Consider the following 24,131-nt stretch of genomic DNA (forward strand, 5'->3'; position numbering starts at 1 on the left):
TATGTCGCTTAAAACCATTAAATACTTCTCAACTATTATAGTCGCTGCAATCGCAGTTTTCGCCGGATGGTGGATGTGGAATTACTATATGCAATCGCCCTGGACACGTGATGGCAAAGTACGTGCTGAGCAGGTCAGCATCACGCCGCAGGTGTCAGGCAGCATTAGCGAACTCTATATAAAAGATAACCAGTTTGTGAATAAAGGCGATGTCCTTTTTATTATCGACAAGACGCCATTTCACATTGCTGAACTGAATGCGCAAGCACAACTGGCAAAAGCGCAGTCTGACCTGGCGAAAGCCAATAACGAAGCCAACCGCCGCCGTCATTTATCGCAAAATTACATCTCAGCCGAGGATCTGGATACCGCAAATCTCAACGTGAAAGCCATGCAGGCAAGCGTTGAAGCGGCTGAGGCCAGTTTGCGCCAGGCCCAGTGGCAGCTGACGCAAACGGTGGTCAAAGCCCCCGTAGCGGGTTGGGTCACCAATCTTTCAACCCGTAGCGGAGACTACGCTTCAACCGGTAAGCCCCTGTTTGCCCTTGTCGACAGTCACTCTTTTTATGTGATGGGGTATTTTGAAGAAACCAAATTGCGCCATATTCGAGAAGGCGCACCTGCGACGATTACACTCTACAGCGGCAATGTAAAGTTACAGGGTCACGTTTCCAGTATTGGCCGTGCCATCTACGATCAAAGTGTGGAAAGTGATTCCGGCCTGATTCCCGACATCAAACCCAACGTGCCGTGGGTGCGTCTGGCGCAGCGTGTCCCGGTACGCATCGAATTCGACGCCCTGCCGCGGGAGGTCACGCTGGTGTCAGGTACAACCTGCAGCGTATCCATCGGCCAGCGTAAATGAAACTGCCCCGCCTGACACCAGGCAATTTGCCGTGGTTTAAAGCCACGGCGGCACAGTGGCGTTATGCGCTGCGTAACACCATTGCGATGTGCCTGGCGTTAACTTTTGCTTATTATCTGAATCTGGATGAGCCCTACTGGGCGATGACCTCTGCGGCGGTGGTTAGTTTTCCCACCGTTGGCGGGGTTATCAGCAAAAGTCTGGGTCGCGTGGCGGGTAGCCTACTGGGAGCCACCGCCGCACTGATTATTGCCGGTCATACTCTCAATGAGCCGTGGCTGTTTTTGCTGAGCATGTCAGTGTGGATCGGATTTTGTACCTGGGCATGCGCGCACTTCACCAATAACGTTGCCTACGCCTTTCAACTGGCGGGTTATACGGCGGCGATCATTGCGTTTCCCATGGTCAATACCGTGGAAATTACGCAGTTATGGGATATCGCGCAGGCACGCGTGTGTGAAGTCATCGTCGGTATCCTGTGTGGCGGCGTGATGATGATGATCCTGCCCAGCACCTCCGATGGCACCACGTTACTGACTGCATTGAAAAACATGCATTCACGTTTACTGGAACATGCCAGCCTACTCTGGCAACCAGAAACCACGGATGCCATTCGCACAGCCCATGAAGGTGTTATCGGGCAGATTCTGACCATGAACCTGCTGCGTATTCAGGCTTTCTGGAGTCATTACCGCTTTCGTCGCCAGAATGCTTTGCTCAATTCGCTGTTGCACCAGCAGTTACGGATGACCAGCGTGATTTCCAGTCTGCGCAGGATGCTGCTGAACTGGCCTAATCCCCCGTCCAACACCCGGGAAATCATCGAGCAGTTGCTCAGCGAACTAATAAAATCCAATGCGAATAGCTACACCGTCGCACGTATTATTGCCCCACTGCGGCCCGTCGATGCCCGCGACTATCGACACGTCGCCTTCTGGCAACGACTGCGTTATTTTTGTCGGCTCTACCTGCGCAGCAGCCATTATCTGCATTTACTGGAAAATGGTGTTACCGCCGAGCGTATTAATATCGCCCGCACGCCGGGACTTGCCCGTCATACCGATAATGCGGAAGCTATCTGGAGCGGGTTGCGTACGTTCTGCACTTTGATGCTTATCGGCGCATGGAGCATTGGTGCACAATGGGAATCAGGCTCTGGCGCACTCACGCTCGCTGCGATCAGCAGTGTGCTGTATTCCGCCGTTGCCACACCGTTCAAGTCGCTTTCTTTGCTGATGCGTACGCTGGTTCTACTGTCGCTATTTAGCTTTGTGGTTAAGTTTGGCCTGATGGTGCAAATTTCCGACCTCTGGCAGTTTATTCTCTTTCTCTTCCCGCTACTCGCCACCATGCAACTGTTGAAGCTACAAATGCCTGCCCTGGCAGGTCTTTGGGGGCAGCTGATTGTATTTATGGGTTCGTTTATCGCGGTGACCAATCCGCCGGTATATGATTTTGCTGATTTCCTGAATGACAATATGGCGAAAATCACCGGTGTGGCGCTGTCATGGCTGGCCTTCGCCATTCTGCGCCCCGGATCGGATGCACGGAAAAGTCGCCGCCATATTCGCGCCCTGCGCCGGGATTTTGTCGATCAGCTCAGCCGACATCCATCACTGAGTGAAAACGAATTTGAATCGCTGACCTATCATCACGTCAGCCAGCTCAGCAACAGTCAGGATGCGCTGGCGCGACGCTGGTTATTACGTTGGGGGGTCGTTTTACTGAACTGCTCGCACGTGGTGTGGCAACTGCGCACCTGGGAGGCGCGTTCCGATCCGCTGGCTCGCGTCAGGGACGTGTGTATCTCGCTGCTGCGCGATGTAATGAGCGAACGTGGCGTCCAGCAACGACCACTGAATGCCACGCTGAATGAGCTACAGCGCATCTGCGATACGCTTGCCCACCATCATCAACCCGCTGCGCAGGAACTGTCGGCACTGGTCTGGCGGCTACACTGCTCGCTTTCACAACTCGAACAGGCGCCGCCGCCGGGCACTCTCAGTCGTTGATTATTTGATAACACCACAGGCATAGCGCGCTCCGCCACCGCCAAGCGGTTTCGGTTGATCGGACATATTATCGCCGCCCACATGGATCATCAGCGCTTTGCCTTTGACTTCATCGATCGTTTTCAGCCGCGGTGCAACGACCGGCGTTGTGGCGTTACCGTCGTTATTCACCACCAATAGCGGCAGGTCGCCCATATGACCTGCGCCTTCCGGGCCTTCATGTTTACCGGTTTGATGCGGATCGTAATGGCCACCAGCCGATTCTGCGGCTGAGGCTTTCCCTTCTTTAATCGCGGGTTGGCAACTGCCGTTCATATGCACATGGAAGCCATGTTCACCTGGCGGCAACGCTTTCAGATCGGGCGTAAACTTCAGCCCCTTTGCGGTTTCAGCAATAGTGACCGTACCAATCGCCTGGCCGACGCCTTGCGATGTGACCAGATTCATCGTCACTTTTTCTTCACTGGCAGCCTGCGCACCTGCACAGACAAGGAGAGTGATAATGGCCAAACTCAAACGCTTCATAAGACCTCCGTCCAAAAGGTGTCTGATTGTTAAGTGTAAACCAGTGACACAAATTTGAACGGAGATGCGCCAAAAACGCGATTAGGGTACGTCGTAACCCAGCGCCGCTTTACGAATGCGGAACCATTGCTGGCGAGACATGTTCAGCGACTCAGACTCAATGGCAGCACGTACACGCTCTATTTTTCCTGAGCCAATAATCGGCAGCGGCTGAGACGGCAGACGTAAAATCCAGGCGTATACCACCTGTTCAATAGACTGCGCATTCAACTCTTCTGCGATCACGGCAAGCTCATTACGTAAAGGCTGGAAAGCATCATCATTAAACAGGCGACCACCGCCGAGACAGGACCAGGCCATCGGGCGAATGCGCAGCTGTTGCAGTTGATCTAAAGTACCATCCAACAGGAGCGGCTGATGTACTGGTGAAATTTCTACCTGGTTGGTCGCCAGAGTAAACGGCAGACGCGATTGCAGCAATGAGAACTGTGCCGGGGTGAAGTTGGAGACGCCAAAGTGACGCACTTTGCCACTATGGTGCAATTTTTTAAAAGCGTCGGCGACGTCGTCAGCATCCATTAGTGGATCGGGACGGTGGATCAGCAGCAGATCAATATGATCGGTCGCCAGCAGCTTCAGCGACTCTTCTGCACTGGCAATAATATGTGCACTGTCGGTGATGTAGTGGCCCAGCGCATTTTCCGCGCGTGCCGTCGTCGCGATCCCGCATTTGGTCACAATCTGCATTTTTTCACGCAAATGCGGAGCCAGTTTCATTGCCTCACCAAACGCCGCTTCACACTGGTATCCACCGTAAATATCGGCGTGATCGACGGTGGTCACGCCAAGATCCAGATGCTCTTCAATAAAGCTGACTAGCTGGCGCGCGGACATATTCCAGTCCATCAGGCGCCAGTACCCCATCACAAAGCGAGAAAATTCCGGGCCTTGCGGCGCAATAGTAATACGCTGAACCATAGCAGCTTCCTTTTAAGTGAATGTGCCTCGAGTATACGCAATTACGCTTTTAAAAGAGTGAAGGTTGTTGCGGTTCTTCCGAAGGGTTGGCTTTGTTTGCACGTAATTTACGCATCAGGCGCTGACGACAAAGCCGCAGCACTTCCTGCTTTTGGGTATCGCTCATCTTTTGCCAGTTAAAACGCTCATCCCGACTGCGAAAACAGCCACGGCAAAAGCCGCGTTCGTCAGACTGACATATTCCACGGCATGGGCTCTGGACGGGGAAAAACTCCAGCTGTTCGGCCACATCCCCTCCTTTAATAAGATTGATATACCTATTGAAGACGTTAACTGAATTTCTCGCAAGCGCTATTGCATTAGACCGACTGGTCTATTACACTCCTTCCCATGAACAAAATCACTGAACACGATACACGCGAACATCTGCTGGCGACTGGCGAACTGCTGTGTATGCAGCGCGGCTTCACCGGCATGGGTTTAAGCGAACTACTGAAAACCGCTGAAGTACCCAAAGGTTCGTTTTATCATTACTTTCGCTCTAAAGAAGCGTTCGGTGTCGCGATGCTGGAACGCCACTATGCGGCCTATCATCGGCGACTGGCTACGCACTTTGATACGGGAGCGGGAAACTACCGCGACCGCATTCTGGCCTACTATCAGGAAACCCTGAACCAGTTTAGCCAGCACGGCATTATTAGCGGCTGTTTAACTGTAAAACTATCTGCCGAAGTGTGCGATCTGTCAGAAGATATGCGCACTGCGATGGATAAAGGCGCGCGGCACATTATTGTGCTGTTAGCGCAGGCGCTGGAGAAAGGTCAGGCCAGCCATTGTCTGTCTTTTGTTGGCGAGCCGTTACAGCAGGCGCAGGTACTGTATGCGCTGTGGCTTGGCGCCAACCTGCAGGCCAAGATTTCTCGTAGCGCCACTCCGCTGGAAAATGCGCTGGCGCACGTTAAAAACATCATCACAACGCCTGCCGTTTAACAGGCGTTTTTATTTTCTTCATTACTAGACGACCGGTCTATTCAGGAGTGCTACATGTCATCTGAAAAACTGTTTTCCCCACTGAAAGTGGGTGCCATTACGGCAGCAAACCGCGTATTTATGGCGCCACTGACGCGTCTGCGCAGTATTGAGCCTGGCGACATCCCTACTCCGCTGATGGCCGAGTATTACCGTCAACGCGCCAGCGCGGGTCTTATCATCAGCGAAGCGACGCAGATTTCCGCACAGGCGAAAGGCTATGCCGGAGCACCCGGCCTACACAGCGAAGCGCAAATTGCCGCATGGAAGAAAATCACTGCTGCCGTACACGCTGAGCAAGGTCATATTGCTGTCCAGTTGTGGCACACTGGACGCATCTCTCACGCCAGTCTGCAGCCAAACGGTCAAGCTCCAGTTGCACCTTCCGCGATTAGCGCTGGAACCCGCACCTCGCTGCGCGATGAAAACGGCCTGGCAACGCGTGCCGATACCTCAATGCCGCGTGCGCTGGAAACCGAAGAGATTCCGGGCATCGTTAATGACTTCCGTCAGGCGATAGCCAATGCGCGCGAAGCGGGTTTCGATATGGTTGAACTGCACTCTGCCCACGGCTACCTGCTGCACCAGTTCCTGTCGCCAACGTCTAACCAGCGTACTGATCAATACGGTGGCAGCGTCGAAAATCGTGCGCGTCTGGTACTGGAAGTGGTTGATGCCGGAATTAAAGAATGGGGTGCCGATCGCATTGGTATTCGCGTCTCCCCGATTGGCACTTTCCAGAACGTAGACAATGGTCCAAACGAAGAAGCCGATGCGCTGTATCTGATTGAACAATTGGGCAAGCGCGGAATCGCTTACCTGCACATGTCTGAGCCGGACTGGGCCGGTGGCGAGCCGTATTCCGATGCGTTCCGCGAAAAAGTTCGCGCGCGCTTCCACGGCCCTATCATTGGTGCTGGAGCTTACACCCCAGAAAAAGCAGAAGCGCTGATCGAGAAAGGTCTGATCGACGCCGTTGCTTTTGGTCGCGCCTATATTGCTAACCCGGATCTGGTGGCGCGTCTGCAACGAAAAGCAGAACTGAATCCGCAACGTGCCGAGAGTTTCTACGGCGGCGGCGCGGAAGGTTACACCGACTATCCTACCCTCTAACGTCACAATCTCCGTTCTGCCATTGATAGCGGCGTAACAACGCCGCTATACTAAAACAACATTTTGAATGTATTAGCCATTTTCGAAGGGGAAAAAGATGCGTTTACTCCATACCATGCTGCGCGTGGGTGACCTGCAGCGTTCCATCGAGTTTTATACCAACGTGCTGGGCATGAAGCTGCTGCGTACCAGCGAAAACCCTGAATACAAGTACTCTCTGGCTTTTGTCGGCTACGGTCCTGAAACCAGTGAAGCAGTAATCGAACTGACCTATAACTGGGGTGTCGACAAGTATGATCTGGGTACTGCCTATGGCCATATCGCCCTGAGCGTAGACAACGCGGCTGAAGCCTGTGAACGTATTCGCCAGAATGGCGGTAACGTAACGCGTGAAGCAGGTCCAGTAAAAGGCGGCACCACAGTGATTGCGTTCGTTGAAGATCCGGACGGCTACAAAATTGAGCTGATCGAAGAGAAAGACGCCGGGCGCGGCCTGGGCGATTAATCTCCCCCTCGGGCGCAGATCGTCTGTGCCCATAGTTTTATACTCATCATTTTGCCATAATACGCGCTGCAATTTTCCCGTATTAAGAGACCCAGATGTCCGATAACGCTCAACTTTCCGGTCTGTGTGACCGTTTTCGTGGTTTTTATCCTGTCGTCATTGATGTCGAAACCGCAGGGTTCAATGCCAAAACCGATGCGCTGCTTGAGATTGCCGCCATCACACTGAAAATGGATGAACAAGGCTGGTTGATGCCGGACACGACGTTACATTTCCACGTAGAGCCGTTTGAAGGTGCCAATTTGCAACCGGAAGCGCTCGCCTTTAACGGTATTGACCCTAACAATCCGCTACGCGGTGCGGTCAGCGAATATGATGCTCTGCATGCCATCTTCAAAATGGTGCGTAAAGGCATTAAAGACAGCGGCTGCAATCGGGCGATCATGGTGGCGCATAACGCTACGTTCGACCACAGTTTCATGATGGCTGCAGCAGAACGCGCCTCGCTCAAACGTAATCCGTTCCACCCATTTGTAACCTTTGATACGGCGGCATTAAGCGGTCTGTCTCTGGGGCAGACTGTGTTGTCAAAAGCGTGCCTGGCGGCGGGAATGGAGTTTGACGGGAATCAGGCGCACTCGGCGCTGTATGACACCGAACGTACGGCCGTGCTGTTTTGCGAAATCGTTAACCGCTGGAAACGTCTCGGCGGTTGGCCTCTTCCCGTGCCTGAAGAAGCGTAACGGCGACATAAAAAAAGCGACCATTTCAGGTCGCTTTTTTACTTCTGCTGGTATTACTCAGCGTCCGGCTCTTCGGTTTTGTATTTCGCTGCTGTTTCTTTAATCAGCTGCTGCAACTCACCGCGCTGGTACATTTCGATCAGAATGTCACAACCGCCAACCAGCTCACCATCAACCCACAGCTGTGGGAAAGTTGGCCAGTTTGCGTATTTCGGCAGTTCGGCGCGAATATCCGGGTTCTGCAGAATATCAACATAAGCAAAGCGTTCACCACAGGCTGACAGCGCCTGCACAGCCTGTGCGGAGAAACCGCAGCTTGGCAGTTTAGGGGAACCTTTCATGTACAGGAGAATCGGGTTTTCAGCGATCTGGCGCTGGATTTTTTCGATAGTGGTGCTCATTATCTTGCTTCCTTAAACTTCTTTTACGGCAGTAGTCTGACATTGTAACGGGTCAGACAGGCAACGGAAAATAACATTTTCATTACGCGTTATTATTTTATCCCCTGACGCTAAAAGTTGCATTCACAATCTCACTTATCCCCTTCAAACATGTGGATTTGATTATCTGTTCACCAATTCTATCTCTATTTGCTGTTTTTTTTTGCGGTCGGTTACGAAACGCAGTTTTAAACTAAAAAAGCTATTAACTTTCCCTCTTTCTATAGATTAGAATCGTCAAGTTTTGAAAATCACACGCAGGCACGATAGACCTGCCTTACCAGAGGACTGCTCAGTGGCGCGGATAAACCGAATCTCGATCACGCTCTGTGCTTTACTTTTTACTACACTGCCCTTTACGCCTATGGCTCATGCTTCCAAGCAGGCCAGGACGACACCTACCAGTACTGACCCACTCAAGACGGTAGATAAAAAGAAAAGCGCAACAACCAGCCAAAAAACAACAAAGACCAGCAAGAAAACGGCGACAAAGACCACCAGCAAAACCAGCACCAAAACCGCTTCCTCTTCTAAAAAACGCACAGCCACTCCGGCAAAGTCGACTAAAACTGCAAATCGCCGTGGTAAAACTGCCGCAGCACAAACCGCAGCCGTTACCTGGACGGAAAAATGCACACCGCGCAAAGGTCATAAACCACGCTGCGTGAAGGTGAAAACCACTGCACCGACTACGCTTGCTGATGCACATAAAGTGAAAGTGCAGAAAGCGACTAAAACCGCTATGTCCACCTTGATGAACCAAATCGGCAAACCTTATCGTTGGGGCGGCTCCTCGCCAAGAACCGGGTTTGACTGCAGCGGTCTGGTTTATTACGCCTATAAAGATCTGGTGAAGTTCCGCATTCCGCGTACCGCGAATGAAATGTACCATCTGCGTGATGCCGCACCAATTGAACGTGGCGAGCTGAAAAATGGTGATCTGGTATTCTTTCGTACCCAGGGTCGCGGAACAGCCGATCACGTCGGCGTCTACGTCGGCAACGGTAAGTTTATTCAGTCACCGCGCAGCGGGCAGGAAATTCAAATCACCTCTCTGAGCGAAGATTACTGGCAGCGCCACTATGTGGGCGCTCGTCGGGTAATGACGCCAAAAACAATTCGCTAAAAACTTACCCTACAGAACATGCTGTAGGGTAAGTTCTTCTTTTGCATAACCTTTCAATTTGCTACCCTATCCTTACTCACAATGAGGCTATTGTGTGTACTCAATATAAATAATAAGGAGAGAAGCAATGTCGTTTGAATTACCTGCATTACCGTATGCCAAAGATGCTCTGGCACCGCACATTTCTGCCGAAACGCTGGAATATCACTATGGCAAACACCATCAAACCTACGTGACCAATCTGAACAATCTGATTAAAGGCACGGCGTTTGAAGGCAAATCACTGGAAGAGATCGTTCGTAGCTCTGAAGGCGGTGTATTCAATAACGCAGCACAAGTATGGAACCACACGTTCTACTGGAACTGCCTGGCACCAAACGCAGGTGGTGAACCGACCGGTAAACTGGCTGATGCAATTGCCGCCTCCTTTGGCAGCTTTGCAGATTTCAAAGCGCAGTTCACCGATGCCGCTATCAAAAACTTCGGTTCTGGCTGGACTTGGCTGGTAAAAGGAACGGATGGCAAACTGGCTATCGTCTCCACCTCCAACGCAGGTACTCCGCTGACTACCGACGCGACGCCGCTGATGACCGTTGACGTATGGGAACACGCCTACTACATCGATTATCGCAATGCCCGTCCTGGCTACCTGGAACATTTCTGGGCACTGGTGAACTGGGAATTTGTTGCGAAGAACTTCGCAGCATAAAAAAGATAACGCAGAAGGACTTCCTTCTGCGTTTTTGCATTAATTCGCGGTAGTGAAAGCCTCTTCAGGCTGTCTTCTTGCGGAAATGAACACCAGCAGCAGCGCAAGACCCGCCACAATCGCCCCCATCACCGGTACAAAACTGTAGCCCAGGCCGCCAGATATCACCGCCCCACCGGCTGCCGCACCTAACGCATTCCCCAGGTTAAACGCGCCAATATTGACTGACGATGATAATCCAGGTGCTTCGCTGGCAACGCGCATCACACGCATCTGCAACGGTGGAACGACCGCAAACGTCGCCGCGCCCCAGACCACCATACTGACCGCCGCTCCCAGCTCATTACGCGCAAGGAAAGGAATGGCCAGCATAATAACCATCAGCAGCAGTAAAAAGCCTTTCAGCGTACCGTTGACTGAACGGTCAGCCAGTTTGCCGCCAAAATAGTTACCGATCGAGAAGCCAACGCCTATCAACACCAGCATCCCGGTAACAAATGCCGGTGTAGCATGAGTGATAGTATGCAGAACCGGCGAGATGTAGGTATAAAGCGTGAACATCGCCCCAGCACCCAGTACGGTAGTCAGTAACGCCGACAGCACCTGTGGGCGCATAAGTACCGACAGTTCGCTACGGACATCCGGGCGCTCTCCTGCTCCACCCTTGGGTAATGAGAAGAACAGGCTGACCATCGCAATGACACCCAGCCCCGCAGTGGCCATAAACGACATGCGCCAGCCGATGGTTTCACCAAGCCAGGTCGCCGCCGGAACGCCGCCAATATTGGCGATGGTTAACCCCATAAACATCGTTGCCACAGCGCTGGCCTGCTTATGTTTGGGTACCACACTGGCTGCAACCACAGAACCGAGACCAAAAAAGGCCCCATGGTTAAGACTGGTCAAAATACGCGATAGCATCAGCGTGGTGTAATCCGGTGAGATAGCCGAAAGCACATTACCCAGCGTGAAAATCGCCATCAGGAATATCAAAGCATTACGTCGCGCACGATGAGACAGCAGCAATGTCATCAGCGGTGCACCTACCATCACACCTACCGCATAAGCGCTGATCAGCATGCCAGCCGCCGGAATCGAGACGTCCACACCTTTGGCAATGACGGGCAACAACCCCATTGGCGAAAACTCGGTGGTGCCAATACCAAACGCCCCGATTGCCAGCGCCAGTAAAGGGTAATTGATTTTCATATTTCGACTCCGTATCGTCGAGCCGCGGCACGACATAAATAAGAGTCAAAAGCATGACATTGATCGCAAAATTAATAAAGTTAACAAAACTGCAAAAGACTTTTGCTTATTCGCAAACAATAGAGGGGAAAAACGAGTCGAAGGGATGAGGGAGAGCTAACTCCCTCGGGGAAATCAATGCAGCGCTGCGGTCAGACCACCCGCGACGATCAATCCCAGAACAATAATGGTAGTCACTAACGAAAATTTCAGATCGGTGCTCATCAAGTTTTCTCCTTTTTATTCCCACACAAAAAGTGATATTGCGCATTTTTACACACTTGAAAGCAAAAATCTCTCACGATTTATATTGATAACTGCTTTTAACTCTTCCCCTTTTCGTTAAGATCAGACAAAATTCCACGCTTACTTGATTAGCGTACCGGCCATTGACCCCTTCCTGACGTTCCGTGTCGTTTTCCCGGCGTGCCGCAACCCTTACGTTGCGATAAGGGTGTGTAAAGGCAAACGTTTACCTGGAGTATTCTCAGGAGCTTAGGATATGGTCTGGAGTGAGATGTAATGGCAACAATTAAAGATGTAGCGAAGCGAGCAAACGTTTCCACTACAACCGTATCACACGTAATTAACAAGACGCGCTTTGTCGCGGAAGAAACACGTAATGCTGTCTGGGCAGCAATCAAAGAACTGCACTATTCTCCGAGCGCAGTTGCCCGCAGCCTGAAGGTAAATCACACCAAGTCTATCGGCTTGCTGGCGACCAGCAGCGAAGCGGCCTATTTCGCCGAAATTATCGAAGCCGTTGAGAAAAACTGTTTCCAGAAAGGCTATACCCTGATCCTGGGTAACGCATGGAACAGTCTCGAAAAACAGCAGGCTTATCTGTCGATGATGGCGCAAAAGCGCGTTGATGGTCTGCTGGTGATGTGTTCTGAGTATCCGGAGTCGCTGCTTTCGATGCTCGAAGAGTATCGCCATATCCCGATGGTCGTCATGGACTGGGGCGAAGCAAAAGCCGACTTTACTGATACGGTCATTGATAACGCCTTCGAAGGCGGTTACATGGCGGGTCGGTATCTGGTAGAACGCGGTCATCGTGAGATTGGCGTGATCCCTGGCCCAATGGAACGTAACACCGGGGCTGGGCGTCTGGCTGGCTTTATGAAAGCGATGGAAGAAGCGCTGATTAAAGTGCCTGAAAACTGGATTGTCCAGGGCGATTTTGAGCCTGAATCCGGCTATCGTGCCATGCAGCAAATTCTGTCGCAGTCACATCGTCCGACCGCTGTCTTCTGCGGTGGCGATATTATGGCAATGGGTGCGCTGTGCGCCGCTGACGAAATGGGGCTGCGCGTACCGCAGGATGTCTCACTCATCGGCTACGACAACGTGCGCAACGCCCGCTTCTTCACGCCGGCCTTGACGACCATTCACCAGCCGAAGGATTCACTGGGTGAAACGGCCTTCAACATGCTGTTAGACCGTATCGTGAATAAACGTGAAGAGTCACAGTCTATCGAGGTGCATCCGCGCCTGGTTGAGCGTCGCTCCGTTGCCGACGGTCCGTTCCGCGATTACCGCCGTTAAGCCTGTTGTGCGGGAGTCTCATCTGGCTCCCGCAGCCATTCCTTGTTCAACGTTTCACTATCCCCTAAATAGTCCAGCAGCCAACTCAATGCCGGTGACGTATCGTTCTGCTGCCATGTCAGACAACATGCGGCATCAGGAAAGGGGTTCTCCAGTTGCAACGCAACCCATTTACCACTATCGATCCACGGCTTGGCAAAATGCGTCGGTACCATGCCCACGCACAATCCCGCGGACAAACAGGTCGCAGAAGATTCCCAGTCCGGCACGACGATGCGCTTTTGGTTGTCCAGCAGCCAGGTAATACGCTTCGGCAATGTTCGGGAGGTATCTTCGCGCACCAGTGACGGCCAGTTGCGCAACGTGTCATCACTTAACGGTCCAGGCATTGACGCTAGTGGATGATGGCTGGCTACCACGCAGCTCCAGCTCAGCATTCCCATATCGCGGAAGGTATAGCGCCCCCCGACCGGAATGGCCTGTGTGGCCCCGATGGCCAGCTCCACACGCCCATCAGACAGTGCGTCCCACACGCCGTTAAACACTTCCTGAAAAACTAACAACTCCACATCATCAAAGTGACGGTAGAAATCCACGATCATCTGTCGGGTACGATCCGGGCGGACAATGTTATCGACGGCGATCGCCAGCTGTCCGCGCCAGCCGTTGGCAATTTGCTGACATTGCTGGCGCGTGATCTGCATTTTTTTGATAACAGAGCGGCCTTCTTTTAAAAACCATGCCCCGGCAGGCGTTAATTCCACATCCCGATGGCGTCGCTCAAAAAGTGGCACCGCCAGCCACTCTTCCAGCTGGCGCACGGTGTAGCTTACCGCCGAAGGTACACGGTGCAGCTCCTGCGCGGCCGAACTAAAACTGCCGTTACGCGCAACCGCATCAACCACTTCAAGTGAATATTCCGACCACATATTCTGCCTGCAAAAAATTTGAAATCAGTAAGCAAATATTAGCGTTTCACAGCGAGAATTACACTCACTACACTCAGCGGCATTGTTCTACTGCTAAAAAAGAGAAATGATGATGCAACCTGGGAAAGGGTTTTTAGTCTGGCTGGCAGGTCTTAGCGTGCTCGGTTTTCTGGCAACGGATATGTATCTACCCGCCTTTGCTGCTATTCAGTCCGATCTGCAAACACCTGCATCTGCCGTCAGCGCCAGCCTGAGCTTGTTCTTAGCGGGGTTTGCCGTCGCGCAACTGCTGTGGGGGCCGCTTTCTGACCACTATGGTCGCAAGCCTATTTTGCTGCTGGGTTTATCTATCTTCGCACTGGGCAGTCTGGGCATGCTATGGGTTGAAAACGCCACTGGTCTGCTGGTACTGCGATTTGTTCAGGCCGTTGGCGTCTGTGCGGCATCGGTTATCTGGCAAGCGCTGGTTACCGATTATTATCCTTCACAAAAAGTAAACCGCATCTTTGCCACTATTATGCCGCTGGTCGGGTTATCTCCTGCACTCGCCCCGCTTTTAGGCAGTTGGATCCTGGTACATTTTTCCTGGCAGGCCATTTTTGCAACTCTGTTTGCCATTACTCTGATTCTGATGCTTCCGGCTCTGCGTCTAAAGCCAACGGCTAAAGCGCGCGATGACAGCCAGGATAAACTGACTTTCGCCACCTTGCTGCGCTCGAAAACTTACCGTGGAAACGTGCTGATTTATGCCGCCTGTTCCGCGAGCTTTTTCGCATGGCTGACGGGTTCCCCGTTCATCCTCAGCGAAATGGGTTATAGCCCAGCGGTAATTGGTCTGAGCTATGTTCCGCAAACTATCGCCTTCTTAATTGGTGGTTACGGCTGTCGTGCAGCGCTGCAAAAATGGCAGGGTCGTCAGCTGCTGCCCTGGTTACTCATTCTGTATGCCTTCAGCGTTGTAGGCACCTGGGCGACCGGCTTTATTCATCATGTTGCATTGGCTGAAATCCTGATCCCATTCTGCGTTATGGCGATTGCGAACGGCGCGATCTACCCTATCGTTGTCGCGCAGGCATTACGCCCTTTCCCACAGGCCACGGGACGCGCAGCCGCATTGCAGAATACGCTGCAACTGGGTTTATGCTTCCTGGCAAGCCTTGTCGTTTCCTGGTTGATTGCCACCCCGCTGCTCACCACCACCAGCGTTATGCTGACAACAGTATTGCTGGCTGCTGTGGGTTACAAAATGCAATCGCAGAAAACTGACGCCCCGCAAACAGACGATCGTGCGCAAGTTGCCCACGGAGAGTCGCACTAATAATGGTTGCGGGCATTTAGTTAGCCCGCTAACAATTATCGATTGAATCGTCAAAAATTCAGGCATATACTGATTTTCAGTTGTTAAAAAAACGATAATTTTAATGCGTTAACGGGGACAAGAACGTTCCCGTATTACCACGGATGGCCTTTTCGGTAAGGGTTTCTCCCTTCCTCTGTTCTACGTCGGATTATAGATTCGCGGATTAATTCCGTGAGATTTCTCACAAAGCCCAAAAAAGCGTCTACGCTGTTTTAAGGTTCTGATCACCGACCAGTGATGGAGAAGCTATGAGTTCATCATGTATAGAAGACGTCAGCGTACCGGATGATGACTGGTACCGCATTACCAATGAATTATTGAGCCGTGCAGGCATTGCCATTAATGGCCCTGCACCGGCTGATATTCGAGTAAAGAACCCCGATTTTTTCAAACGCGTATTGCAGGAAGGATCGTTAGGGTTGGGTGAAAGTTATATGGATGGCTGGTGGGAATGCGACCGGCTGGACATGTTTTTTAGTAAAGTCTTGCGCGCCGGTCTTGAAAACCAACTCCCCCGCCACTTTAAAGATACGCTACGTATCGCAACGGCTCGCCTGTTCAATTTACAGACCAAAAAACGTGCGTGGATGGTCGGCAAAGAACATTACGATTTGGGCAACGATCTCTTTACCCGCATGCTTGACCCCTATATGCAGTATTCCTGCGCCTACTGGAAAGATGCCAACACTCTGGAATCTGCCCAGCAGGCGAAGCTCAAAATGATTGCTGAAAAATTGCAACTGAAGCCAGGAATGCGGGTGCTTGATATTGGCTGTGGCTGGGGTGGTTTATCCCAGTTTATGGCATCGCAATATGGCGTGAGCGTGGTGGGTGTGACCATTTCAGCAGAACAGCAGAAAATGGCACAGGAACGTTGCGCTGGGCTGGATGTCACCATTTTGCTGCAGGATTATCGCGACCTGAACGACAAATTCGACCGCATTGTCTCCGTCGGCATGTTTGAACATGTTGGACCGAAGAACTACGCCACCTATTTTGAGGTGGTCGATCGTAATTTAAAACCGGATGGTCTCTTTTTACTGCATAGCATCGGCTCCAAAAAGACCGACAATAACGTTGATCCGTGGATCAATAAGTATATCTTCCCAAACGGGTGTTTGCCGTCAGTTCGCCAGATTGCCAACGCCAGCGAACCACATTTTGTGATGGAGGACTGGCATAATTTTGGCGCGGATTACGACACGACGCTGATGGCATGGCACGAGCGTTTCATGAGCTCCTGGCCTGAAATCGCCGATAACTACACCGAACGTTTCAAGCGGATGTTCAGCTATTATCTGAACGCCTGCGCCGGGGCGTTTCGTGCTCGAGATATTCAGCTATGGCAGGTGGTCTTTTCCCGCGGTGTTGAACACGGTCTGCGCGTTCCCCGCTAATCGTTTTCGCCCCCGTAGCAACGGGGGCTTTACTCTCAGGCTTAGGCTCCCGCTTCGCCCGTTATGTTGCTGATGGCGCTTTCACGCGCCGCCAGGACACGCTCAACGGTATCAACCACCGCCTGCGTTTGGGGATCGATTTCGATATTAACCCGTGCGCCCAGCTTTTTCTTGCCAAGCGTCGTACGCTCCAGCGTTTCCGGGATCAAATGTACACAGAAACGCGTCGGCGTCACTTCACCGACCGTCAGACTGATACCGTCAATACCAATAAATCCTTTGTACAGGATATATTTCATCAGCGACGGATCCTGGACTTTAAACCACACCTGACGGTTATTCTCCGAGGTCAGAATTTTCGACACTTCGGCAGTGGTCATAATATGGCCCGACATTAAATGTCCGCCAATCTCATCACTGAATTTTGCCGCACGTTCAACGTTAACCAAATCTCCAACCTTCAGATCGCCCAGGTTGGTGATACGCAGCGTTTCTTTCATCAGGTCGAAGCTTATCTGGTTACCGTTAATTTCGGTGACCGTCAGGCAGCACCCATTGTGGGCAACCGATGCACCGGTCTCCAGCGCATCCAGCATATATTCAGGCAACTCCACAACATGCGTACGAAAATTTGGTTTTTCATCAATGGACACCAATTTTGCGGTGCCCTGCACAATACCCGTAAACATACTTCCTACTCCTGAACTCAATTAAGACATCTCTGCACAGCACAATAGCAGGTGGAAATTCAGGTTGCCAGCAATGCGCCACCAGCGCCTGTTTTTTCACTGGAGAATTACGTATTCCTCGCTACAATAGACTGAAATTTCCCCTGCTTTTTCTCCTTGCTGCCATATAAGGCGGCTTTTTTAGTCTCTCAAATAACAACAATATAGTGGTGTACACGTGCAAAAGTATGTAAGTGAAGCGCGTCAGTTATTAGCTCTGGCAATTCCGGTGATTCTTGCGCAAATCGCTCAAACCGCAATGGGATTCGTTGATACCGTCATGGCGGGCGGATACAGCGCGACGGATATGGCGGCAGTCGCCATTGGTACGTCCATCTGGCTACCGGCCATTCTGTTTGGTCACGGACTACTGCTGGCGTTAACGCCGGTAATTGCGCAACTCAATGGTTCCGGACGCCGTGACCGTATCGCCCATCAAATACGTCAGGGATTCTGGCTGGCGGGCAGCGTCTCCGTGCTGATTATGGTTGTGCTATGGAATGCGGGGTACATTATTCGCTCCATGCATAACATCGACCCGGCACTGGCGGATAAAGCCGTTGGCTACCTGCGTGCCCTGCTGTGGGGCGCGCCGGGTTATCTGTTCTTCCAGGTAGCCCGTAACCAGTGCGAAGGATTAGCCAAGACTAAACCGGCGATGGTGATGGGATTTCTCGGCCTGCTGGTGAACATTCCGGTTAACTATGTTTTCATCTATGGGCATTTAGGCATGCCGGAACTGGGTGGCGTGGGTTGTGGTGTGGCAACAGCAGCGGTTTACTGGGTGATGTTTATCGCCATGCTCTCTTACATCAAACGTGCGCGTTCAATGCGCGATATCCGTAATGAGCGTGGTTTCCAGAAACCTGACACCGCAGTAATGAAGCGTCTGGTACAGCTGGGTTTACCTATCGCGCTGGCGTTATTTTTCGAAGTGACGTTGTTTGCGGTGGTCGCGCTGCTGGTTTCTCCATTGGGGATTGTCGACGTAGCCGGACACCAAATCGCACTGAACTTCAGCTCGTTAATGTTCGTCCTGCCAATGTCTCTGGCTGCCGCCGTCACCATTCGTGTCGGTTATCGTCTGGGCCAGGGTTCCACGCTGGATGCGCAAACCGCAGCCAGAACGGGTCTGGGTGTTGGTGTGTGCATGGCGGTCGTAACAGCGATTTTCACCGTGACATTCCGCGAGCATATTGCCCTGCTCTATAACAATAACCCGGAAGTTGTCGCCCTGGCGGCTCAGCTCATGTTACTGGCCGCTGTGTATCAAATTTCGGACTCTATCCAGGTTATTGGCAGCGGGATCCTGCGTGGTTATAAAGATACGCGTTCCATTTTCTTTATTACCTTTACGGCATACTGGGTGCTGGGCCTGCCGAGCGGTTATATTCTGGCGCTTACCGATCTGGTAGTTGACCGGATGGGACCGGCGGGATTCTGGATGGGCTTTATTATCGGCCTGACCTCTGCGGCGATACTGATGATGCTGCGGATGCGGTTTCTACAACGCCAACCGTCAGCGGTTATTTTACAACGCGCTGCGCGATAACCTCATAAAAGCCGCCACCAGGCGGCTTTTTTTCGCCTCAAAACGGGCTGGCGTTTTTGGCGTTCATCCACGCTTCACTAATGGGATGCCTGAAATGCAGTTCACTGGCATGCAGCATCAGCCGTGGCGTTTGTTCAGTCCCCGGCAGCAGACGTCCACCGTACAGATCGCACCCCAAAATAGGATGTCCCAACTGCTGACAATGGATCCGTAGTTGATGGGTGCGCCCGGTTTCAGGGGTCAGTTGTACCCGCGTCAAGGGGAGCAACGTCCCCTCTTCCTGACGATGATAAAAACGCTCGACAACCTGATAGCGCGAGCGCGCGGGTTTGCCGTTGAGAGCACAAATCGACATCAATGGAAACAGCGCCGGGTCTTTGGCAATTGCGGCGTCGATAACCCCTTCGTCGTTTTCCAGATGCCCGCATAACAGCGCACTGTACACCTTAGTGATCGTCCGCTGGCTGAACTGCTGGCAAAGCGCGGCGTTGATAGCCTTGTTACGAGCGACCACCATCAGCCCAGAGGTGCCGAAATCAAGCCGATGTACCAGCATGCAGCCAGGGTAAATCTGTACCAGCCGGTGATGTACCGAATCGAGATTCTGCGGATTTTTGCCCGACAGGCTAAGCAACCCGCTGGGTTTATTGATGAGCACCAGATGCTCGTCCTGATAGAGGGTCTCTATCTCGTCATGGCAAGGCGGGGCAATAAAGGTATCGAAGATCGTAGACATCAGGCGGCCAGAATGAGGTGTGGGAACGGATGATAACGAATTTTCACCACAGTGGCGAATCTGAGCATTGACCCAATGGCTGGCATGATAGAGTGTGATTTATCCTGAGTGCGATGAGAGGGTTACTCTGTGCAACAAATCGATTTTTACATGGTGGATGCCTTTACCACCACGACATTTGGCGGTAATGCCGCAGCAGTCTGTCCGCTCACGGACTGGTTGCCTGATGAAACATTATTAAAGATGGCACAGCAGCATAACCAGTCAGAAACTGCTTTTTTTGTCGCCAATGAGAATGGCTTTGAGCTGCGTTGGTTTACCACTCAAGGTGAAATTAATCTGTGTGGGCATGCCACGCTTGCCGCCGCGCATGTCATCTTTGAACATCTGGATTACCCGGATACCAAAATCCAATTTGCTACCCGCTTTGTGGGACCGCTGACGGTCACGCGCTGCGGTGAATGGCTGACGCTTGATTTTCCAGCCTGGCAAAGCGAATCTGCCGTGCCGCCCGCTTTACTGCTGGAAACATTAGGCATCACCGAATACAAAGAGGTGCGTGTGGCACGCGATTACATGGTGGTGCTGGAAAATCAACAGCAGGTTGAGGCTGTGCGCCCAAACATCCACGCCATGATTCCGCTGGGGAAAATGGTATGCATCACCGCGCCGGGTGACGGGGAATACGATTTTGTCAGCCGTTTCTTCTGCCCGGGCGAAGCCGTCGCGGAAGACCCGGTCACAGGCTCGGCACATAGCATGCTGATCCCTTACTGGGCTGGAAAACTGAATAAAACACAGATGCTGGCACGCCAGGTCTCTGAACGCGGCGGGGATTTACGCTGTCAGTTAGCAGGAACGCGTGTATATATCAGTGGGCAGGCGATAACTTATCTGACCGGTAAAGTGCTGTTGCGCTAGCAGCCTTACCCAAAATAACCAATCCATGGAGGATTTATGTCGAACAAACTCGTGCAGATACACTTTGATTTTCATGGTCCGTTTGGGGCTGAGATGTCGAATCAGCTCGTTGAACTGGCCGAATCAATCAACCAGGAGCCGGGGTTCATCTGGAAAATCTGGACCGAGAACGAAGCAAATCACGAAGCGGGAGGCATCTACCTGTTCCAGGACGCAGACACCGCTCAGGCCTATATCAAAAAGCATACCGCACGCCTGAAGCACCTGGGTGTGGAGGAAGTAACGTTCAAAATCTTCGATATCAATGAACCGCTAAGTAAAATTAACCACGGTCATATCAGCTAAACTTTTGGCTTAGACGCCCCCTCCCGGGGCGTTTCTTCATTTCCCCCTGCTTTCCCCTTTCAACAGCGATATCCCCGTCACCGCTCCAGGACAGTGATTTAGCCTGGGCCACGTTTGCAGTAGTTCACAAAATCAGCGTTAGCGAAAACTATCGCTGGCCGAACGCACTATGAAGGAGTATAAAATAATACAAACAGTATTATTTTATACAAAATGAATCACAAACGGCGACTGGAGATTCTCATATGACCGCGGACATTACACTGAACTCATCTGCTGGAAGCTTCCCGCCAGCAGGTCATTACTCGCACAGTACAACGGCTGGCGGATTCGTCTTCATTTCCGGGCAATTGCCGGTCACTTTCGACGGCGAGAAAAAAGCGGATGCCTCTTTTGAAGATCAAACCCGGCTGGTACTCAAGAATATTGATGCTTGTCTGGCTGGTGCTGGGGCATCACGTCAGCATCTGGTGTCTGTTCGCGTCTATGTGACGGATATGAACCAGTGGCCGACGTTTAACAAAATCTATGGAGAGTGGATCGGCGATTTCCGTCCATCCCGTGCAGTAGCAGGTGTTGCGGAACTTCATTATGGTTTTGCGCTGGAAGTTGAAGCTATTGCGTTGGCCCCGCAAGCGTGACGTTTAACAACATACAGGTGAACAACAATGACTGAAATGACACTGCCTGATTATAACGATGTTGCCGCTGCGGCAGAGCGCATCGCAGATTATGCTAACAAAACGCCGGTGATGACCTCCCGAACGGTTAACGAAGAATTTGGCGCGGAAGTCTTCTTTAAGTGCGAAAACTTCCAGAGAATGGGCGCCTTCAAATTTCGCGGCGCTATGAATGCGCTACGCCAGTTCACGCCACAACAACGCGCTGCGGGCGTCGTGACATTTTCTTCCGGCAACCATGCACAGGCCATTGCCTTGTCGGCAAAGTTGTTAGGCATTCCAGCAACAATTATCATGCCGCATGATGCCCCGGCGGCCAAAGTTGCGGCGACGAAAGGCTATGGCGGAAAAGTGGTAACTTACGATCGCTATACTGAGGATCGTGAAAAAATTGGTCGGGACCTGGCAGAGAAACAGGGGTTAACGCTAATCCCCCCTTACGACCATCCGCACGTGATAGCAGGCCAGGGCACCGCCACAAAAGAGCTAATTGAAGAAGTGGGTCAGTTAGACGCTCTTTTCGTGTGTCTGGGCGGTGGCGGCCTGCTCTCAGGATCCGCCCTGGCGGCCAGACATCTGTCTCCTGACTGCATCATCTATGGTGTCGAACCTGAGGCGGGTAACGATGGTCAACAGTCGTTCCGAAGTGGAAAAATAGTTCATATCGATACGCCCAAAACCATTGCTGACGGTGCTCAGACTCAACATCTCGGGAACTATACATTTCAGATTATCCAGCAAAATGTGAACGATATTCTGACTGTTTCAGACGCTGAGTTAGTTGCCTCAATGAAATTTATCGCTGAACGCATGAAAATCGTCGTAGAGCCAACCGGGTGTCTGGGTTTTGCTGCCGCCAGAGCGCGTAAAGCTGAGCTTCGCGGCAAGAAAATCGGCATTATCATCAGCGGCGGAAACGTGGATATCTGTCGCTACAGTGAATTTCTGGCCGGATGATAAACAGGGTATCTGCCATGCAGATACCCTACTTTTACTGTCTGTACACTCCCGTCTGGAAAAACGTTCCCAGGTCACTGTAAACTGCTCGCAATCATGGCAACAGACATCACCGCAGGAGACTGGCATGCCAAAAACCGACAATAACTCGCTTCTCAGCCAAATTGATACTATCGCCAGGGGATTGAGTGAGACCTTCTCTCCGTTTTGCGAAGTGGTGGTTCATGACCTCAAAAATCCTGATCATGCCATTTTGTCCATCCATAATAATCTTTCCGGACGTCAACCCGGCCAGCCAGCAACCGAGCTTGGCCTGGCGAGAATCGCATCACCTGACTTTCCCAGCATCATTGCGAACTACAGTAATCAGTTTGCCGATGGCCGCCCGGTGAAAAGTACATCGATTGGCATCAAGGACGAAGACGGCAAATACGTAGCGGCACTTTGCCTGAATGTCGATATGACGCTGTTCCGTGGTATGCAGAGTGCTCTTGCGCGTTTTACTGAAACTGAAAATTCCCCCATTAAGGAACATATCGATCCCGGCAGTAATGAAGTCATCCGCCAGCGTATTGATGACTTTGCCGCTAAACGCGCGACGACGGCCCGAGCCCTTAAACCTCAAGACCGTAAGCTGCTGATTCAACAATTACGCCAGGACGGTTTGCTGAACGTACGCAAATCTATGGATACGGTTGCACAGCATCTGGGCGTATCGAGGGCCACCGCCTATCTGTATGCCCGCCAGTCAGCTCAGGCGGGTGAATAAACGGATTCAGATAGACCACACTTGCCACGTAGAGAATTTCTGTCCTTGATTACCGACACGAAGCGCTCCCGCTCCACTAAAGGCGGCTTCGTGCCCGATATAGTTACCCACCAGTAAACAACCAAATCCAGCTGCAGTGAAAAAAATTAACCTTTATTTTCGTGCGCATTTATTGGCACTGAGTAAATAGATGATTTATTTTTGTACATACATAGTGAAATTTAGCTTTACTCAAATAACACACTAGCATTTTAATGCACCACAGCAGAACAGGTAACAACTAACTCACTGATTTAAAAGAGTTAAAAAGCTATTGAAGTTATTACACCAATAATACCCATGCAATATATATAAATAGCGTGATATCTAAATTATAATTCTTTAACATCCGGCTGATTGGTGAGGTAAGAATGCGATTAATGGTCATGTTGGTAAGCTTTGTACTCTCCACCCAGCTATGGGCAGGTGAACTTTCCAGGCCCACCGGTAAAGTGCTTTTAACGCTGTCGGGTAATATTGAAAATACAAATGCAGACGGGAAAGCCGTTTTTGATACCGCCAGCCTTGAGAAGCTGGGCATGGTCAGTTTCCAGACCACCTCCCCCTGGTATAATGGGCGCACTACCTTTACGGGTATTCCGCTACAAAAGCTCATGGATTATGTCGGGGCGAACGGCTCTGTTGTTAAGGTCACTGCACTCAATGACTACACCACTGTTATCCCTCTTAGTGATTTCAAAAAATACAATGCTATCCTTGCGTTAAAAATCAACGGAAAATATATGCGCATCCGTGACAAAGGCCCGTTATTCATTGTGTACCCCTATGACAGCATGCCAGAATTGAATAATCAGATTTATTATTCAAGGTCTGCATGGCAGGTCAGTAGTATGGATATTGAGTAAGCGTTCAGAGG

The 24,131-nt window shown here is 51.5% G+C and carries 26 protein-coding genes and 1 pseudogene; 18 read left to right on the forward strand and 9 right to left on the reverse strand.

All coding sequences use genetic code 11. The features are described from left to right. Window position 1 precedes the first annotated feature (1 nt). Window positions 2-865 carry an efflux RND transporter periplasmic adaptor subunit gene (locus tag SK38_RS06660; protein ID WP_032943329.1) on the forward strand — a complete coding sequence of 288 codons (864 nt, stop codon included), beginning with the start codon at window positions 2-4 and terminating at the stop codon, window positions 863-865. Then, window positions 862-2,902, forward strand: a pseudogene (locus SK38_RS06665) (FUSC family protein). Before SK38_RS06660 ends, SK38_RS06665 begins: the two are co-directional and overlap by 4 nt. Here SK38_RS06665 and sodC read toward each other — a convergent pair. From sodC to SK38_RS06680, 3 genes are all read right to left on the reverse strand, one after another. After that, window positions 2,878-3,402 (reverse strand): superoxide dismutase [Cu-Zn] SodC, encoded by a 525-nt coding sequence (gene sodC, locus SK38_RS06670; RefSeq protein ID WP_048235438.1) that lies wholly within the window; start codon window positions 3,400-3,402, stop codon window positions 2,878-2,880. The pseudogene SK38_RS06665 and the gene sodC sit on opposite strands and share 25 nt — an antisense overlap. Window positions 3,403-3,483: 81 nt before the next feature. After that, window positions 3,484-4,380 carry an aldo/keto reductase gene (locus SK38_RS06675; RefSeq protein WP_048214269.1) on the reverse strand — a complete coding sequence of 299 codons (897 nt, stop codon included), beginning with the start codon at window positions 4,378-4,380 and terminating at the stop codon, window positions 3,484-3,486. A gap of 49 nt (window positions 4,381-4,429) precedes the next feature. Then, window positions 4,430-4,669, reverse strand: coding sequence for a DUF1289 domain-containing protein (locus tag SK38_RS06680; protein ID WP_003832768.1), 240 nt, complete (start codon window positions 4,667-4,669; stop codon window positions 4,430-4,432). 101 nt (window positions 4,670-4,770) lie between these two features. Here SK38_RS06680 and SK38_RS06685 point away from each other — a divergent pair, with 101 nt between their 5' ends. From SK38_RS06685 to rnt, 4 genes are all read left to right on the forward strand, one after another. After that, window positions 4,771-5,370, forward strand: a complete 600-nt coding sequence (locus SK38_RS06685; RefSeq protein ID WP_003832766.1) for a TetR/AcrR family transcriptional regulator — start codon at window positions 4,771-4,773, stop codon at window positions 5,368-5,370. A gap of 54 nt (window positions 5,371-5,424) precedes the next feature. Further along, window positions 5,425-6,522 carry an alkene reductase gene (locus SK38_RS06690; protein ID WP_032943320.1) on the forward strand — a complete coding sequence of 366 codons (1,098 nt, stop codon included), beginning with the start codon at window positions 5,425-5,427 and terminating at the stop codon, window positions 6,520-6,522. A 97-nt stretch (window positions 6,523-6,619) separates the two neighbouring features. Then, window positions 6,620-7,027, forward strand: coding sequence for a lactoylglutathione lyase (gene gloA / locus SK38_RS06695; protein ID WP_003832762.1), 408 nt, complete (start codon window positions 6,620-6,622; stop codon window positions 7,025-7,027). 95 nt (window positions 7,028-7,122) lie between these two features. Further along, the gene (rnt, locus tag SK38_RS06700; RefSeq protein WP_003029200.1) at window positions 7,123-7,770 is read left to right on the forward strand and encodes a ribonuclease T; all 648 of its coding nucleotides are present in this window, start codon (window positions 7,123-7,125) and stop codon (window positions 7,768-7,770) included. 53 nt (window positions 7,771-7,823) lie between these two features. Here rnt and grxD read toward each other — a convergent pair whose 3' ends face one another. Beyond that, complete coding sequence (grxD, locus tag SK38_RS06705) at window positions 7,824-8,171, reverse strand: monothiol glutaredoxin 4 (protein ID WP_003832760.1); 348 nt, start codon at window positions 8,169-8,171, stop codon at window positions 7,824-7,826. 334 nt (window positions 8,172-8,505) lie between these two features. Here grxD and SK38_RS06710 point away from each other — a divergent pair, with 334 nt between their 5' ends. Beyond that, the gene (locus tag SK38_RS06710) at window positions 8,506-9,336 is read left to right on the forward strand and encodes a C40 family peptidase (protein ID WP_048235439.1); all 831 of its coding nucleotides are present in this window, start codon (window positions 8,506-8,508) and stop codon (window positions 9,334-9,336) included. 127 nt (window positions 9,337-9,463) lie between these two features. Then, on the forward strand, window positions 9,464-10,045 hold the full coding sequence (sodB, locus tag SK38_RS06715) for a superoxide dismutase [Fe] (protein WP_003029205.1): 582 nt from the start codon (window positions 9,464-9,466) through the stop codon (window positions 10,043-10,045). 39 nt (window positions 10,046-10,084) lie between these two features. On the opposite strand, the gene SK38_RS06720 is transcribed toward sodB, so the two are convergent. After that, a complete protein-coding gene (locus tag SK38_RS06720; protein ID WP_032943316.1) occupies window positions 10,085-11,254 on the reverse strand; it encodes an MFS transporter in 1,170 nt (389 codons plus the stop codon). A 174-nt stretch (window positions 11,255-11,428) separates the two neighbouring features. Then, window positions 11,429-11,518: a cytochrome bd-I accessory subunit CydH gene (gene cydH, locus SK38_RS24910; protein ID WP_003029209.1), complete on the reverse strand. Its 90-nt coding sequence runs from the start codon at window positions 11,516-11,518 to the stop codon at window positions 11,429-11,431. Window positions 11,519-11,815: 297 nt separating this feature from the next. Here cydH and purR point away from each other — a divergent pair, with 297 nt between their 5' ends. Next, a complete protein-coding gene (purR, locus tag SK38_RS06725) occupies window positions 11,816-12,841 on the forward strand; it encodes an HTH-type transcriptional repressor PurR (RefSeq protein ID WP_003832757.1) in 1,026 nt (341 codons plus the stop codon). On the opposite strand, the gene punR is transcribed toward purR, so the two are convergent. Further along, window positions 12,838-13,770: a DNA-binding transcriptional activator PunR gene (punR, locus tag SK38_RS06730; RefSeq protein WP_032943315.1), complete on the reverse strand. Its 933-nt coding sequence runs from the start codon at window positions 13,768-13,770 to the stop codon at window positions 12,838-12,840. The genes purR and punR overlap by 4 nt on opposite strands. Window positions 13,771-13,882: 112 nt before the next feature. Between punR and punC the strand changes: the two genes are divergently transcribed. Then, entirely contained in the window at window positions 13,883-15,088 is a 1,206-nt protein-coding gene (punC, locus tag SK38_RS06735; protein WP_032943314.1) for a purine nucleoside transporter PunC, read from the forward strand. A gap of 290 nt (window positions 15,089-15,378) precedes the next feature. Further along, window positions 15,379-16,527: a cyclopropane fatty acyl phospholipid synthase gene (gene cfa / locus SK38_RS06740; protein WP_048214272.1), complete on the forward strand. Its 1,149-nt coding sequence runs from the start codon at window positions 15,379-15,381 to the stop codon at window positions 16,525-16,527. 41 nt (window positions 16,528-16,568) lie between these two features. On the opposite strand, the gene SK38_RS06745 is transcribed toward cfa, so the two are convergent. Further along, window positions 16,569-17,216 carry a riboflavin synthase gene (locus SK38_RS06745; protein ID WP_003832752.1) on the reverse strand — a complete coding sequence of 216 codons (648 nt, stop codon included), beginning with the start codon at window positions 17,214-17,216 and terminating at the stop codon, window positions 16,569-16,571. Between the two features lie 217 nt (window positions 17,217-17,433). On the opposite strand from SK38_RS06745, the gene mdtK reads away from it, so the two are divergent. Further along, complete coding sequence (mdtK, locus tag SK38_RS06750; protein WP_008784661.1) at window positions 17,434-18,807, forward strand: multidrug efflux MATE transporter MdtK; 1,374 nt, start codon at window positions 17,434-17,436, stop codon at window positions 18,805-18,807. Between the two features lie 37 nt (window positions 18,808-18,844). Here mdtK and SK38_RS06755 read toward each other — a convergent pair whose 3' ends face one another. After that, window positions 18,845-19,543 (reverse strand): RluA family pseudouridine synthase, encoded by a 699-nt coding sequence (locus SK38_RS06755; protein WP_048235440.1) that lies wholly within the window; start codon window positions 19,541-19,543, stop codon window positions 18,845-18,847. 129 nt (window positions 19,544-19,672) lie between these two features. Here SK38_RS06755 and SK38_RS06760 point away from each other — a divergent pair, with 129 nt between their 5' ends. The 6 genes from SK38_RS06760 to SK38_RS06785 all read left to right on the forward strand — a co-directional run bounded on the left by SK38_RS06760 (window position 19,673) and on the right by SK38_RS06785 (window position 24,120). Continuing rightward, window positions 19,673-20,464: a PhzF family phenazine biosynthesis protein gene (locus SK38_RS06760; RefSeq protein WP_048235441.1), complete on the forward strand. Its 792-nt coding sequence runs from the start codon at window positions 19,673-19,675 to the stop codon at window positions 20,462-20,464. Window positions 20,465-20,500: 36 nt separating this feature from the next. After that, complete coding sequence (locus SK38_RS06765) at window positions 20,501-20,809, forward strand: monooxygenase (protein WP_048235442.1); 309 nt, start codon at window positions 20,501-20,503, stop codon at window positions 20,807-20,809. A 245-nt stretch (window positions 20,810-21,054) separates the two neighbouring features. Next, a complete protein-coding gene (locus tag SK38_RS06770) occupies window positions 21,055-21,450 on the forward strand; it encodes a RidA family protein (RefSeq protein WP_003832744.1) in 396 nt (131 codons plus the stop codon). A 27-nt stretch (window positions 21,451-21,477) separates the two neighbouring features. Beyond that, complete coding sequence (locus SK38_RS06775; RefSeq protein ID WP_048235443.1) at window positions 21,478-22,446, forward strand: threo-3-hydroxy-L-aspartate ammonia-lyase; 969 nt, start codon at window positions 21,478-21,480, stop codon at window positions 22,444-22,446. Between the two features lie 127 nt (window positions 22,447-22,573). After that, complete coding sequence (locus SK38_RS06780) at window positions 22,574-23,215, forward strand: helix-turn-helix transcriptional regulator (RefSeq protein ID WP_048235444.1); 642 nt, start codon at window positions 22,574-22,576, stop codon at window positions 23,213-23,215. A 410-nt stretch (window positions 23,216-23,625) separates the two neighbouring features. Continuing rightward, window positions 23,626-24,120 (forward strand): putative pterin-binding protein, encoded by a 495-nt coding sequence (locus tag SK38_RS06785; protein ID WP_003832739.1) that lies wholly within the window; start codon window positions 23,626-23,628, stop codon window positions 24,118-24,120. The last annotated feature ends 11 nt before the right edge of the window (window positions 24,121-24,131 follow it).

It is taken from the genome of Citrobacter sp. MGH110, assembly GCF_001037515.1.
GTDB classification, from domain to species: domain Bacteria; phylum Pseudomonadota; class Gammaproteobacteria; order Enterobacterales; family Enterobacteriaceae; genus Citrobacter; species Citrobacter portucalensis.